At 41.5% G+C, this 15,060-nt stretch carries 13 protein-coding genes and 1 tRNA gene; 11 read left to right on the top strand and 3 right to left on the bottom strand.

Translation table 11 applies throughout. The features are described from left to right. Positions 1-88: 88 nt before the first annotated feature. Positions 89-2,689 carry an ATP-dependent chaperone ClpB gene (gene clpB, locus INP83_RS12540; protein WP_219124430.1) on the bottom strand — a complete coding sequence of 867 codons (2,601 nt, stop codon included), beginning with the start codon at positions 2,687-2,689 and terminating at the stop codon, positions 89-91. 178 nt (positions 2,690-2,867) lie between these two features. Between clpB and INP83_RS12535 the strand changes: the two genes are divergently transcribed. After that, positions 2,868-4,214 carry a sensor histidine kinase KdpD gene (locus tag INP83_RS12535; protein WP_219124428.1) on the top strand — a complete coding sequence of 449 codons (1,347 nt, stop codon included), beginning with the start codon at positions 2,868-2,870 and terminating at the stop codon, positions 4,212-4,214. Positions 4,215-4,340: 126 nt separating this feature from the next. Here INP83_RS12535 and INP83_RS12530 read toward each other — a convergent pair whose 3' ends face one another. Continuing rightward, positions 4,341-5,765 (bottom strand): ATP-dependent RecD-like DNA helicase, encoded by a 1,425-nt coding sequence (locus INP83_RS12530; RefSeq protein WP_219124426.1) that lies wholly within the window; start codon positions 5,763-5,765, stop codon positions 4,341-4,343. Positions 5,766-5,834: 69 nt separating this feature from the next. Here INP83_RS12530 and INP83_RS12525 point away from each other — a divergent pair, with 69 nt between their 5' ends. The 4 genes from INP83_RS12525 to coaD all read left to right on the top strand — a co-directional run bounded on the left by INP83_RS12525 (position 5,835) and on the right by coaD (position 8,388). Further along, positions 5,835-6,632, top strand: a complete 798-nt coding sequence (locus tag INP83_RS12525; protein ID WP_219124424.1) for a DUF3822 family protein — start codon at positions 5,835-5,837, stop codon at positions 6,630-6,632. Then, the gene (gene rsmD, locus INP83_RS12520; protein WP_219124423.1) at positions 6,623-7,171 is read left to right on the top strand and encodes a 16S rRNA (guanine(966)-N(2))-methyltransferase RsmD; all 549 of its coding nucleotides are present in this window, start codon (positions 6,623-6,625) and stop codon (positions 7,169-7,171) included. Before INP83_RS12525 ends, rsmD begins: the two co-directional genes overlap by 10 nt. Continuing rightward, on the top strand, positions 7,161-7,745 hold the full coding sequence (nudK, locus tag INP83_RS12515; RefSeq protein WP_219124421.1) for a GDP-mannose pyrophosphatase NudK: 585 nt from the start codon (positions 7,161-7,163) through the stop codon (positions 7,743-7,745). The genes rsmD and nudK overlap by 11 nt, the downstream gene beginning before the upstream one ends. A gap of 178 nt (positions 7,746-7,923) precedes the next feature. Beyond that, positions 7,924-8,388 carry a pantetheine-phosphate adenylyltransferase gene (coaD, locus tag INP83_RS12510; protein ID WP_219124419.1) on the top strand — a complete coding sequence of 155 codons (465 nt, stop codon included), beginning with the start codon at positions 7,924-7,926 and terminating at the stop codon, positions 8,386-8,388. Here the strand turns inward: coaD and INP83_RS12505 are convergent. After that, positions 8,369-8,992, bottom strand: a complete 624-nt coding sequence (locus INP83_RS12505) for an NUDIX hydrolase (protein WP_219124417.1) — start codon at positions 8,990-8,992, stop codon at positions 8,369-8,371. The genes coaD and INP83_RS12505 overlap by 20 nt on opposite strands. Here INP83_RS12505 and pyrE point away from each other — a divergent pair. The 6 genes from pyrE to INP83_RS12475 all read left to right on the top strand — a co-directional run bounded on the left by pyrE (position 8,991) and on the right by INP83_RS12475 (position 14,494). Then, positions 8,991-9,632, top strand: coding sequence for an orotate phosphoribosyltransferase (gene pyrE / locus INP83_RS12500; protein ID WP_219124415.1), 642 nt, complete (start codon positions 8,991-8,993; stop codon positions 9,630-9,632). The genes INP83_RS12505 and pyrE overlap by 2 nt on opposite strands. 12 nt (positions 9,633-9,644) lie before the next feature. After that, positions 9,645-10,040 (top strand): SRPBCC family protein, encoded by a 396-nt coding sequence (locus INP83_RS12495; protein ID WP_219124414.1) that lies wholly within the window; start codon positions 9,645-9,647, stop codon positions 10,038-10,040. A 360-nt stretch (positions 10,041-10,400) separates the two neighbouring features. Further along, complete coding sequence (locus INP83_RS12490) at positions 10,401-12,029, top strand: ABC-F family ATP-binding cassette domain-containing protein (protein WP_219124412.1); 1,629 nt, start codon at positions 10,401-10,403, stop codon at positions 12,027-12,029. A gap of 31 nt (positions 12,030-12,060) precedes the next feature. After that, positions 12,061-12,873 (top strand): carboxypeptidase-like regulatory domain-containing protein, encoded by an 813-nt coding sequence (locus INP83_RS12485; RefSeq protein ID WP_219124410.1) that lies wholly within the window; start codon positions 12,061-12,063, stop codon positions 12,871-12,873. Positions 12,874-12,944: 71 nt separating this feature from the next. Then, a tRNA-Lys gene (locus INP83_RS12480) sits at positions 12,945-13,017 on the top strand. Positions 13,018-13,219: 202 nt separating this feature from the next. Beyond that, complete coding sequence (locus INP83_RS12475; protein WP_219124408.1) at positions 13,220-14,494, top strand: site-specific integrase; 1,275 nt, start codon at positions 13,220-13,222, stop codon at positions 14,492-14,494. Positions 14,495-15,060: the final 566 nt, after the last annotated feature.

Below are 15,060 nucleotides of genomic sequence, written 5' to 3'. Positions count from 1 at the left end.
CTTTAAATTGTGTTTATGAATGGCAGACCGGCAAATTTATCAATCGATCACATAGCCATGTAACGTCCGGTCTGCTATCGCTCAGCACTTATCCTTCATTGGCATTCATAAACACAAAGTTGTTATCAAACATATCCAGCTTTATCTTACTGTCCCTATCCACCTTGCCGGCAAGGATCTGTTTTGATAGTTCGTTCAGTATCCGTTTTTGTATCACGCGTTTAAGCGGGCGTGCACCAAATTGCGGATCATAACCTAACTGGGCCAGCCAATCTAAAGCCTCGTCTGAGGCTTCGATACTTACACCCATCTCAGCCAATGTTTGTTGTACTTGTTTAAATTGCAGCTTAACAATATCGGTGATCTCATCGCGGCTTAGTGGTGTAAACATGATGATCTCGTCTATCCTGTTTAAAAACTCCGGACGGATAGTTTGCCTTAACAGGTTAAATAATTCGTTCTTGGTTTTTGCTATCACTGCCTCTTTATCGCTGTCCTCAAAATCCTGGAAGTTTTCCTGGATAATATTTGAACCAATGTTAGAGGTCATGATGATGATGGTGTTCTTAAAGTTCACCACCCGGCCTTTATTATCTGTTAAATGGCCATCATCTAAAACCTGAAGTAAGATGTTGAACACATCAGGGTGCGCTTTTTCAATTTCATCCAACAGCACAACGCTGTATGGTTTACGGCGAACCGCTTCAGTTAATTGTCCGCCTTCATCATAGCCTACATAGCCCGGAGGCGCACCTATCAACCTTGATACGGCATGGCGTTCCTGGTACTCACTCATATCTATGCGCACCATTGAGTTCTCGTCGTTAAACAGGTACTCTGCCAAAGCCTTGGCCAATTCTGTTTTACCAACGCCGGTAGTACCAAGGAAGATAAATGAACCAATTGGCTTGCGTTTATCTTGCAAACCGGCACGGCTGCGGCGGATAGCATCGCTGATGGCCTCAATAGCTTCTTCCTGCCCTGCCACGCGTTTGTGAAGCTCATCTTCCAGACTTAACAACTTTTCGCGCTCGCTTTGTACCATTTTGCTAACCGGGATACCTGTCCAGCGTGATACCACACCCGCAATGTCATCAGCAGTAACTTCCTCTTTTAGCATGCGGCTATGGTCCTGGTTTTCCTGCAAGGCGGCTTTAAGTTCCTCAACTTCTTTTTGCGCCTGTACAATGGTACCGTAGCGCAATTCGGCTACTTTACCATAATCACCTGCACGTTCTGCCTGTTCGGCTTCCAACTTGTAGTTTTCTATCTGCTCAACCTTTTGGTTTATACCGTCAACAATATCTTTTTCGCCCTGCCACTTGGCACGTAACGAATCGCGTTGTGAGGAAAGGTTAGCGATCTCTTCGCTTAATTCTTTTACCTTATGATCATCTTTCTCACGTTTGATCGCCTCGCGTTCTATCTCCAGTTGCATAATACGGCGCTCCAGTTCATCAACCGCTTCAGGTACCGAATCCATTTCTAAACGCAATTTTGAAGCAGCCTCGTCCATCAAGTCGATAGCCTTATCCGGCAAAAAACGGTCTGATATGTAGCGCTGCGACATTTCAACTGCAGCTATGATAGCTTCGTCTTTGATACGCACCTTGTGATGTGCCTCATAACGCTCTTTCAGTCCGCGCAAAATTGATATGGCGTCAGCCGTATCCGGCTCATCAACCATCACCTTTTGAAAACGGCGTTCAAGCGCTTTATCTTTCTCAATGTATTTCTGATACTCGTTAAGTGTGGTTGCACCTATCGAACGTAACTCCCCTCTTGCCAGTGCAGGTTTAAGAATGTTTGCGGCGTCCATAGCACCTTCGCCGCCACCGGCACCAACAAGGGTATGTATCTCGTCGATAAACAAGATAATATCGCCGTCGCTTTGCACAACTTCTTTGATAACCGCTTTAAGGCGCTCTTCAAACTCACCTTTATATTTGGCACCCGCTACCAATGCACCCATATCTAAAGAGTACACTGTTTTGCTTTTCAAACTCTCAGGTACGTCACCTTTAATGATACGGAAGGCAATACCTTCGGCAATAGCAGTTTTACCAACGCCGGGCTCACCCACCAGTATAGGGTTATTCTTTGTTCTGCGCGACAGGATCTGTATCACACGTCGAATCTCTTCATCACGGCCAATAACCGGGTCCAGCTTGCCACTTTCGGCATACTCGTTAAGGTTACGGGCATATTTATTTAAAGCATTATAAGTAGCTTCTGCGTTCTGGTCGGTTACCTTGTTATCACCGCGAAGGCTTACGATTGCTTTTTTAAGATCTTTTTCATTTACGCCGGCATCTTTTAAGGCACCGGCTGCTTTATCACTGCCGGATAAAATGCCAAGTAAAATATGTTCAACAGATACGAACTCATCCTTAAATTCTTTCAAGTAAGATTGCGCTTTCTGTAAGGCACTGTTTGCATTTGCCGACAGGTATATGTTACTGCCGCTCACTTTAGGGAACGACGCTATTTGCTCGTCAAGGGTTTCGTTAAGCCTGTTAAGGTTTACATTAAGTTTTTTTAACAGGTAGGTGATAACGTTTTCATCAACCAAAAGCAAACCCTTAAGCAAATGGGCCGGCTCAATAGCTTGTTGCTGGTTGCCGGCTGCAATTTCAGAAGCTTTTTGTACCGCTTCCTGGGCTTTTATGGTAAAGTTGTTAAAATTCATAGTGATAAGTTATAATCAAATTTATTGCCATTGCAGGTTTACTAACCACAACCTGAATATTTGACATTTAATTTAAAATTAGTAAGACAAATTGTCAACCCGACTGACTATTTCGATCAAACCTATTTGTTATGGAACCTGCATTTTAATAACTTTGGCAAACCCCTGACTATTAACTTTGGAAACACATTTTTTTGCCAAGCTTGCCCCTAAGTATCGCGAACCCTATCGCAATTATTACACGTATCAAAATTTGCAAAGCGTACGTACGGCCAGCTTCATTTTCCTATCGCTCAATGTTATCATCAGGATACTATATCACTTGTTTCCAGAGAGCCTTACCAAAGCACAGAATTTCCCGGAGTTTAACTTTATAAATTGGCTATTTATTGGGATAACGCCTTTTTTTTACCTGTTTGCGCACTTACTGGTTTTACAAATGCGCAAAACCAAACGGAGCACAAGTTTTATGGAACTCTTTGTTTTCGTCTTCGCTATCTATATTGTTCTCTGCGGAATGTACTCGAGTTTTATTTCTACATCTGACCCGAGCAACAGTTTGACCCTTTACCTTATTGCTTTAAGTGTTGTGAGTATGCTCTTCACCTTTGAGTATTATGAAACCATTGTTTTACTAATAGGCATTGAGTTACTGTTTACCATTATGTGCTACCACGCACAGGTGAGCCCAACCGAAATGGTTTACAACCAAATGATCTCGGCCATTTTGTTAGCCGGATTTTACCTTACATCGCGCTACTTCTTTAGCTACAAAGCAAGCTACTATGGCCAGATAGTGGAGATCCGCGAGCAAAAAACACAGATAGAAAAAGCTAATGCCTTTAAAAATCAGGTTTTGGGCACAGTTGCGCATGACCTGCGTAACCCTATCGCTGCCGTTGAATCGTTAACCATGATGATGGCGCTTGATGATATTGACGAGGATACTGAAGATAACCTGAACATGATGCGCGAATCGTGCGTAAAGGCGCGTACTATCATTGACGACCTGCTGGATGCTGCCCGCAACGAGAATGCGGGGCTATCCACAGATAAACTGCAACGCACTGATCTTAATAAATGCTTGCAGGACATTGTAACCACCTGGAAGGTACAGCAGGGCGGTAAAGAGAATGTGGTATTGATAAGCAACGTAAAATCTGCCTTTGCAATGTTGAACCATGAGAAATTTCCTCGTGTGGTGGATAACCTGATCAGCAACGCACTAAAATTCTCTAAAGATAGCGACAAGGTGGAGGTACATCTTAACCGCGATAAGCGAAATCTTGTTATCCAGGTTAAGGATTATGGAACGGGTATACCTAAAGATATGCTCCCAAAAATATTTGAACGTTTTTCGGGCGCAGGTCGTACCGGCTTGCGCGGCGAGCAATCAACCGGTATTGGATTGAGCATTGTGCGCGATATTGTAAACAGCCACAACGGAACCATAATTGTACAAAGCAAAGAAGGCGAAGGTAGTTTGTTTACAATAACGCTACCGGAAAGTCTGAATCAGAATTAACAGAATTTAAATTTACAGAATGATTAGAAATTACTCCACTTTATTCTGACAATTTGTAAATCCCGTAAATTCCAATCAAATATTTCAGGATTACAGAATGCTTATTCGTGTTATTCTGATAATTCTTTAATCCTGTAAATTCTGATCAAAGAACTTCTCATTAAAATTCATCAGGTATAATTCATCAGTTGCACGCGTGCAGGCCGTATAGAACCATCGGAGAAAATCCGTATTCACCATTTCTTCGGTAAGATAGCCCTGATCTACGAAAACGGCACCCCATTGACCGCCTTGCGCTTTGTGGCAGGTAATGGCGTAACCAAATTTCACCTGCAGGGCGTTGTAATAAGGGTTTAATTTTAACTCATTGTGTTTGTCGCGCTTGTTAGGAATATGGTCATAGTCTTTCATAGCCTCCTCGTAAAAGCGGCGTTGATCATCAGCCAACAGTGCCGGGGCTTCTGAGTAAAGGGTATCTAAAAGCACCTTGCAATCTAATATGGGGTCTTCAGCATAATCAATAAACTCCAATTGCACATCTGCAAAGCGAAAACCATACATCTCCTCAAAGCGTCGCACTTTTTTTACCCGGGCTATATCGCCGTTGGCAATAAATCCCGTGCTGCTGTCTTCCTGATCTTTTAGCCAGAAATAGTTGTTACGTACGATCATCAGCTGGTCGCCGCCGGTGAGTTCTTCTTCGCGGTAAAGTATGCGGCCCCGGATCTGTTTATTATATAAGTTAGCATTTTTATTACTCCGGCAAATGATCAGCGTATCATCGTTACCATATTTGTTATAAGCATAATTAAGCCCTTCCTCCAGCATATCACCACGCATGCGGTAAACATCTTTGTAGCCTCTGGTAACAATGCGCGGCATCACTTCCTTACCCTGCCTGATGATGTTACGCACGTTGGTTACATTATGTAGTATGCCCGATTCCTTTTGCTGACGAAGTACATCGGTAAGTTCATAAGTATGCACTTCTAACCCGAAGGAATCTTTCATCAATTTAAAATCCAGCGCAGGGCTGTCTATTGTACCAACCGGCGGCAACTGGGCGGTATCGCCAACTAGTATCAATTTGCAATTTTTGGTGTTATAAACATAATTCACCAGATCGCGCAATAGCGTCTCGCGATTACCGCTATTGTGTTCATTAGATATCATGGAGGCCTCATCAACAATAAACAACGTATTGGCGCTCATATTCTCTGCCAGTGCAAAAGCCTCGTCAACGTTTAAGGCTGACTTTTTCCTGTAAATACGTTTGTGAATGGTAAATGCTTTACGGCCGCTGTAGTTGGTTATCACTTTGGCTGCCCGGCCTGTTGGTGCCAGCAAAACCGAGCGGAAATTATATTTGGGCAAAGCTTTTACTAAAGCACCAACAATAGTGGTTTTGCCCGTACCTGCATAGCCGCGCAAAATGAAGCATTCGTCGCCATCGTCGGTCGCCAAAAAATGATGCAGCTTGTAAAAAAGCTCCTGCTGCTGTGCCGTAGGCTGGTGCGGAAAGCTTTTGCTGATGTGTTCGGTACCGTCCATGGCACAAAAATGCCAATAACTATGTTAATGTAGGTAATTGATAAAAAATATTACTTTTGCTTTAACTGCATGAGCGAGAATAAAACCCTTTACACCAGCAACGATCTTAGCCTTAACCAGGCGCATAGCTATACCCTGCTCCTACAAGTTGAAGTGAACAGTTTTAGTTATGCCATTGTGCATGGCAAACAGCTATTAGCCTGGGGCGAAAATTTTAACACAGACGAGCTGCGTGATCCTGATCAACTGCGCGATATACTGACTGCTAATTACAAAGACGTACTCATTGGCCTTGATGCTGAAGCTGCTACGTTGCTACCAAAATCGCTTTACGAACCGGGCAGGGTTAACGATATAGCACGCTTGCTGGATGTAAAAGACAACGAAAAGGTTTTCTCACAACTGCTGGATGATGATAACGTAATCATTTATAAGGCTGACGAAACGTTAACTTATGCTGTGAAAGACCTGGATAACCAATATGTTTTTCATAAAGATGCCGGCTTTATTAAAGCCATACCTAACGACTACCCAACAAGCAGTAATTTGTACTTGAACATCGGGCATGATAAAGTATCGATAGTAAATTACAAGTACAACAAACTACGCTTCCACAATACCTTCAGTATAAAAAACCACGAAGAGCTGGCCTACTTTTGCGCCCTTGTTGCAAAAGAATTACAGCTTGAGCCAAAAGACATGCGCCTTGTGCTAAGCGGTGAAATAAACGACACCGACGGTTATTTTAATTACCTGAAAGACTTTTTCGGACAGGTAAGGCTAAGCAGCATCACCATACTGGACGCGCCTTACGATGTACAATCGCAAAAGTTGTTAAGTATAGCCGCCCTGTTGCTATGCGTATAATTGGAGGTAAACTGAAAGGCCTGCGGCTTAATCCACCAAAAAATTTACCGGTACGCCCCACTACTGATCTTGCTAAAGAGGCGCTCTTCAACATCCTGCAAAATCAAATAGAATTTGAAGGCATTACTGTACTTGATCTTTTTAGCGGCACTGGCAACATCTCTATGGAATTTGCTTCGCGATATGCTGAGAAAGTCACATCAGTAGATAGAAGTATGCACTGCGTAGGTTATTTAAAAGACGCTGCGCGCCAGCATGGGCTTACGCAGATAGAAACCTTTAAGGCTGATGTTTTTAAATACCTGGCAATGGAAACCGAGCAATATGACCTCATATTTGCCGACCCGCCTTACGACCTGGATAAGATCCCTACCATTTCAAAAATAGTTTTTGATCGCAACCTTTTAAAACCCGATGGCTTACTGATAGTGGAACACCAAAGCATGCAAAACCTGGCCAATCATCCGGCATTTGTAGAACAAAGAAAATACGGACACTCCTCTTTCTCATTTTTTAAGCATCCTACTGATGAGCAATAACCACGTAAGAAACCTGCAGACCACCGTGCTATCAGACAATTGGTACACTTTACGCAAGGCAACTTACGAACTTTTAGGCAGGGATGGCGAGTGGCAAGCCCAGCAACGCGAAGCTTATGACCGTGGCAATGGTGCAGTAATACTTTTGTACAACAGAGCAGAAGGCACGGTGATCTTAACCAAACAGTTTAGGCTCCCTACTTATTTGAATGGTAACGAGGATGGTTACCTCATTGAAGCCTGCGCTGGCTTATTGGACGAGCATAACCCTAAAGATTGCATTCGTAAGGAAACCGAAGAAGAGACCGGTTACAAGATAACACAGTTGCAAAAAGTGTTTGAGGCGTACATGTCGCCCGGCTCGGTCACTGAGATACTTTACTTTTTTGTAGCCGAGTACAGCAAAGACATGAAAGTAAGTGATGGCGGCGGTTTGGCAGATGAAACCGAGAGTATAGAGGTGTTAGAGCTTGAGTTTAGCAAAGCGCTTGAGATGGTGAAAACCGGTGAGATAAAAGATGCGAAGACGATAATGCTGCTACAATATGCACAGATAAACGGATTGTTAAGCTGAAAGTATAGGCACGTTAGATTCCCTTGCTTGGGAGGGTATATAGAGGAGTTTCCAAAAGCGATGATCATCCCTACCTGCTACCACAGAATCCATCGTACCTCTCCCAAGGGAGGAATTTTATTCATTCACATTATTGATTACAATATTTCTCTACTTTTGATAAGCAAAAGCTACTGATATGAAAATAGCCCTGTTCCCGGGTTCGTTTGACCCTGTTACCAAAGCGCACGTTGACATTGTTAAACGGTCGGTAAACCTTTTTGACAAATTTTATATAGGTGTTGGGGTAAACAGCAGCAAGCAAGGCTTATTGCCCGTTAGTAAACGCGAAGAAATGCTGAGGGCTGTTTTTGCTTATGACGATCGCATCCATATCATTGCCTACGAAGGGCTTACCGTTGATTTTTGCCGAAGTATAAACGCTGATTACATGATACGCGGAATACGCACCGTAAGCGATTTTGAATATGAAAAGGCTATCGCGCAAATGAACCATGCACTTGAGCCGGAAATTGAAAGTATATTCATTGTAAGCAAGCCAGGTTACTCATCAATCAGCTCAAGCATCGTACGCGAGATCATCCGTTACAACGGTGATGTTTCGCAGTTTATACCTAAAGAGGCTATACCTTTTCTGCAATAAGCTTTTCTTTCACCAATACATCAATTATTGATGGGAATGTGTTATTGGTAATGGCCGGCACTTCTCTATCAGAAAACCATCGAACATCAGTGATGCCCTCTTCAATTTGTGGAACAAGTTTTTCTTTGCCCTTGTAGCGCATCTTAAACCAATGGGTTTTCTTCAGCACCACTTCATTCTTATAGATGTAAGTGTGGTAGGTTTTACAGATCTTTTCCTCGAGCTTGTTTACTTTGATGCCACACTCCTCTTCAACCTCGCGCACGGCAGCAATCTTCGTTTTCTCTTTCTTTTCTATTTTACCTTTCGGCAGGTCCCATTTATCATTACGGTAAATAAACAGGTGTTCGCCATGTTTATTGGTAACCAGGCCACCCGCTGCCTCAATTAAGAAATTGCTTTTAATAATTTGCTTTAAGAAAGCTTTTGCATCAGTGCAAAGCACGTAAAAAAGGGTATTTTTCTGCTTCAAAGCCCAGTGATAAACTATTTTAAGATCAAAGTGCTCAGCATCAATTGCTTGATAACCTAAACCCGGATCAGGTGTTTTAGCAGTAAGCAAAACCACTTTTTCGTTAATATAAATTCTGTATTTTTGAGCCATGTTTACCAATAGCGAGACCCAACAGCAGGTCGCCGAATTTTTGCTGCAAATTAAAGCAATAAAATTACAACCTACTAATCCTTTTACATGGGCTTCGGGCTGGAAATCACCCATCTACTGCGATAACAGGGTAACCCTATCTTATCCAACCATACGTACCTACATCAGGCAGAAAATATCTTCGGCCATACAAGAGGTTTTCGGTTCTGTTGATGCTATTGCTGGTGTGGCAACTGCCGGTATACCACAAGGCGCATTGGTTGCACAAGAGTTAGGCTTACCATTTATTTACGTGCGGGCAAAAGCTAAAGAACATGGCCGTGGCAACCTTATTGAAGGTGAGATAACCCCTGGTCAGCGCGTGGTGGTGATAGAAGATCTTATCTCCACAGGTAAAAGCAGTTTGCAAGCAGTTGATGCTTTGCGGGAAGCTGGTTACACCGTTGCCGGACTTGCTGCAATATTCAGCTACGGATTTGACGTTGCTGACGAGAATTTTAAAAATGCCAAATGCCCGTACTTTACCTTATCAAACTATAACGCTTTGATAAAATACGCTGAAGAGAAGCAATATATTTCATCAGCCGATGTAGATATGCTTAAAAAATGGCGCGAAGAACCATCCACCTGGGGACAATAACTATCTATAATTATGAGCGTATTTGAAAGTGCAGTTACAATTAGTAAATCTGCCGATATTGTTTATGCTTTTTTAGCAGACATGAACAACCACAGGCAACTAATGCCCGATAGCATTACCGATTGGGAATCTACCGTAGATGTTGCCAGTTTCAATGTTCAAAACATAACCAAATTATCGTTAAAAATTGAAGAGCGCGTAGCTTATACTTTGATACGGATAGTACCTGCGGAAAAACCGCCTTTCGATCTCGACTTAAAGTGGGAGTTAAATTCTGCCGGGAATGCAACAGAGGTAAATTTCGTCATTACAGCTGATCTTAACATGATGATGAAGATGCTGGCAAGCGGGCCTTTAAAGAAGTTAGCTGAAGAAGAAACGGCTAACTTAGTTCGGTTACTAAGTTAGCCGTAAGGGATTAAATTTCGTTTCTGCTGCCGTTTTTAATGTGATTGGCCGCCACTAACGCATTTACGATGAACAGACTGGTTACTACAATAGCCATAATAATAAAGGGGGGTTTTTAAGTGACTCAATTGTTTTACGGATTAACCTGTTCAATAGTTATACCGTTTCCATAAATATACGTTTTTTCGTAATCAAACAAACTTTTTTAAATAAAAATTAAAAAAAACGTAGAAGCTTATACTCAACCTTGTGTAATGCGTGTAGATTAAATTCCCATCAGTTTCTATAACCTCAAAATCATTTAGCGCACTTAATTAAATAAACAATTTACCGTAACTTTGCGGCAAATTGTAACGCAGCATGATCACGGTATCAAATTTATCTCTTCGTTTCGGTAAACGCATTCTGTTTGAGGATGTAAACCTTAAATTTACCCAAGGCAACTGCTATGGTATTATTGGTGCAAATGGTGCAGGCAAATCAACGTTCCTTAAAATACTTTCTGGGGAGGTAGATCCTACCAGCGGTTCGGTAAGTTTCACCCCCGGCGAGCGTATGGCCGTATTAAGCCAAAACCATTACGCTTTTGACGACTTTACGGTTATTGAGACGGTGATGATGGGCCATAAGGAAATGTACGCCGTAATGAAAGAAAAAGATGCCATCTATCTGAAAGAAGATTTTAACGATGCTGACGGCGAACGAGCAGGCGAACTGGAAAATCTTTTTGCCGAGATGGACGGCTGGAACGCCGAGAACAACGCTGCTACCCTATTGAGCAACCTGGGCATTAAAGAAGACAATCACTATAAACAGGTTAAAGACCTTGATAATACACAAAAGGTTCGCGTACTGTTAGCACAAGCGCTATTTGGCAAACCGGATATCCTGATACTGGATGAGCCTACCAACGACCTTGACATTAATACGATTACCTGGTTAGAGGATTTCCTTGCATCGTATGAGGCGATTGTACTGGTGGTATCTCACGACAGGCACTTTTTGGATACCGTGTGTACCCACGTGGTAGATATTGACTTTGGTAAGATGACCATCTACACCGGTAACTATTCGTTCTGGTACGAATCGAGCCAGTTGGCGTTAAAGCAACGTGCGGAGCAGAACAAAAAGGCTGAAGATAAGGTTAAGGAGCTACAGGAATTCATCCGCCGCTTTAGCGCGAATGCTTCAAAATCTAAACAAGCCACCAGCCGTAAGAAGGCTTTGGACAAGATAAACCTTGACGAGATACAACCATCAAACCGTAAATACCCCGGTATTATCTTTAATAACCAGGGCCGCGAAATTGGCGACCAGGTATTACAAACGGAAAATTTAGGCAAAACGCTAAATGGCGAAGTGCTGTTCTCTAACATCAGCTTTATGGCAGCCAAAGGCGATAAGATAGCCGTGCTATCTGAAAACAGCTTAGCCACAACTGCTTTTTATGATGTTTTAACCGGCCGTGATACTGATTACACAGGTAACTTTAAATGGGGTGTTACAGTAAACATCGCTGATATACCGACAGATACTGCCGAATACTTTAAAGGTAAAGATGATAACCTTATCGACTGGTTGCGCGAGTACTCACCGGGCGAAAAAGATGACCAGTTTATCCGCGGCTTTTTAGGCCGTATGCTGTTCAGTGGCGAAGAGGTATTAAAAAAAGCCAGCGTTTTATCGGGTGGTGAAAAAATGCGTTGTATGTTCAGCCGCATGATGCTGCAAAGCGCAAACATGCTTTTGTTGGATGAACCTACCAACCACCTCGACCTGGAATCTATCACCGCGCTAAACAACGGTATGAAAGATTTCCGTGGTAACATCATCTTCACATCCCGAGATCATGAATTGGTGCAAACCGTTGCTAACCGCATTATAGAAATAACACCGGCAGGTATAATTGATAAGTTAATGACTTATGACGAATACATCACCAGCGAGGCTGTACAAAAGCAACGTGAGGAAATGTATGCCGCAGTGTAACTAATGTGGCATTAACATAGTCTATGCCGGTATGAAACGTATACTGTTAATTGTATTACTTATCGTACCGGCATTTTTTGCTAAAGCGCAGGAGCTTACAGGTAAAGTTATCGACGGGAAAACGCAGGCTCCGCTCCAATACGTTAATGTTGGCGTAATGGGGAAAAGCATAGGTACGGTTACCGGCAAAGATGGATCGTTCAATCTAAATCTCTCCGATCATCCTAACGATACGCTACGACTATCAATGGTGGGCTATGTGCCGCTAACTTTTAAAATAGCAGATGCCATAAATATGCGGGATAAAAACTTTGTTTTACAGCCCGCAACAATGCAGTTAAACGAAGTAAAGGTAAGCAACCATAAATGGAAGCAGGTGATATTAGGCAATACAACCCGCTCTAAAAATACTAATGCCAGTTTCAATACCGGCCGGCCCGGTAACGAGATAGGCACTATTATTAAGATCAAGAAGTCCCCCACTTACTTAAAGCAGTTTAATGCTTCGCTGTCGTCAACGCTAATGACGGATTCGGTAACGATGCGGTTGAACTTCTACACGATAAAAAACGGACTGCCTGATCAACTATTGCAAAATCAAAACATATTTGTGACTATCAAAAAAGGACAGGATATGATTACCGCTGACCTTAATCCTTATAATATTGTTGTTGACGACAAATTCTTTGTAAGCCTGGAATGGGTAACGGAAAGCCGCGCTGAAAATATCTGGTTCTCGGCAAGTTTATTTAGCGGCGCCATCATAGCCCGCGAAACAAGCCAGGGTACATGGGAAAAAGAAGGGATAGTTGGGCTGGGCTTTAACGTGTTAGCTGAATATTGAGAATAAACCTATTTAATTAACGCAAATTTAGTTAGCAGATAGTATATTTGCGATCCATTTACTATAATCACGACTCCGTAGCTCAGCTGGTAGAGCAAATGACTCTTAATCATTGGGTCGAGAGTTCGAATCTCTCCGGGGTCACAGAATTTCAAAAGCTCTTTTTTATTAAAAAAAGGGCTTTTTTTATAGCTCAGAGGCATTTTTAGCCTCTCCCATTTCCATATCGTTTTGAATCGGTCAAGACAAGTTAAACAGGTTTTTTTGTTGAATTTGACGTAAATGTTTTACAAATGTTTTACAAAATCTCGCTTTGTAAAACATTGCGTCGCTAATTAGATCCGATATGGCAACTATTAAGCAAATCATTTTACCGCATCACCAGAAAGAAGACAAGACATGGAATGTTAAAATCCGGCTTACTCACAAACGAAAATCCATTTACATGGATACAGTGTATTTTGTCACGAGTAAACAAATAAGTAAGTCTTTTGAAATTAAAGATCGATTCATACTTAATAAAGTTTTAGAGGAGGTAGAATCGTATAGAAATGGGCTAAATGAAATTGGTTCAAAGGCCGGCCACTTAGATGTTTGGCAACTTGCAGAAAGACTTAAATATCAAAAATTCAATGACCCAAAGAGTTTAACGCCGGAAGAAATCGATGTAATATCGTACGGCAGGTCAAAAGTGAACGAATTAAAGGATTTAAAGAGAATGTCAAGTGCTGGAAACATGACAACTGTACTTAATAGCTTGATTGATTATTTTCAATCTGAGCATGTCCCTATATCCGCGATTACAGCTAAAATGCTTAGTAAATACGAAATCTTTTTAAGAAAACCTCGTGTCCTTTTCCGTAAAAATCAATTTGAAAAGCTAATTAAAATTAAAGAGCCTGGATTGACCAACAATGGTATTCATTGTCATTTCCGAGATTTGAGAATACTCTTCAATAATGTAAAAGACCATTACAATGATGAGGATCTTGGAATCACTATCATTAAACACTATCCATTTAAAAAGTTCAAGATCATCAGATACAAGCCACGTAGAAAAATGAAACTAACTAGATCAATGGTGGTTGCAATCGGCAATATTATGTCTAAGCCTGGATCGAGAGTCGAGCTTGCCAAAGATCTATTTATGCTAAGTTTCTATTTATGTGGGATGAATGCGGTCGACCTTTATAAAATTCAAAGGACCAAAGATTTACCCGAACGAGTAGAATATTCTCGATCCAAAACGGCATCACGCAGGACAGATGAAGCGTTTATTAGTATAAAATTAATACCTGAAGCAAGACCTTTATTCTTGAAGTACGCCGAAAAACTGTCGGAAAGATATGGTACACATAATACTTTGGACCAAGCGCTGGCTTACGGCATGCGTTCAATCGGAAAAACCCTGGGTATTTCTAATTTGGAATTTTATGACGCCCGACATGCGTTTGCCGATATTGCTAGAAATAAATGTCGCTTTTCAGTCGATGACGTTGCATTGGCATTAAATCATATTGACAATGAAAATAGTGTGACCGATCTATATTTATCAAAGGACTGGTCTATAATAGATGAGATACAGGCGGCGGTAATTAACATATTGAAGGAGGAAGTTTAAAAGCTTCGTTAAAAGAAAACAACTGCTTGTCGGAAAATGTAAATTTGAAGAGTTCAACTTGTTCGCATTAAGCCATATTTTATAAACTAAAGGACTCCCGGCCGATCCATAACTATCTTATTAGTCTTATCCTTCGACTATCCATTCGCAAATCAATTCAGCAAATTCAATAGCCGGAAAAGCATTTATTAGAGTATTGATACTCTAAAAGATTAAAATCACCCACTTAGTAGTACATGGCGACAAATGCTTTGATTTAATGGTTAAAACTATTTTTGACATAAATAACGCATACACGTGTGAATAAAAATCCCCTTTATAATTCATTTTTTGATATTGTGATACATAACAAAGAAGTTGAACTTATTAAAGCCTTCGGCTTGAAGGTAAGAGAACTTAAAAACTGTATTGATCTGTCATAAGAGGAACTTGCCATTTAGTTGAAATCCCTTTATTTCAAGTGGTAGAACCGAACGTGGCGAAGGTAAACCGACCTTAATTTCAATTAATGGATTATCAATAGCCTTAAAAATAAAAATTGTAAATTTTTTCTTTAGCATTGATAA

Origin of the sequence: Mucilaginibacter sp. 21P (assembly GCF_019331605.1) — a bacterium.
GTDB classification, from domain to species: Bacteria; Bacteroidota; Bacteroidia; order Sphingobacteriales; family Sphingobacteriaceae; genus Mucilaginibacter; species Mucilaginibacter achroorhodeus.
The sequence above is the reverse complement of the archived record's forward strand: the minus strand, read 5'-3'. Positions and strand labels throughout refer to the sequence as shown.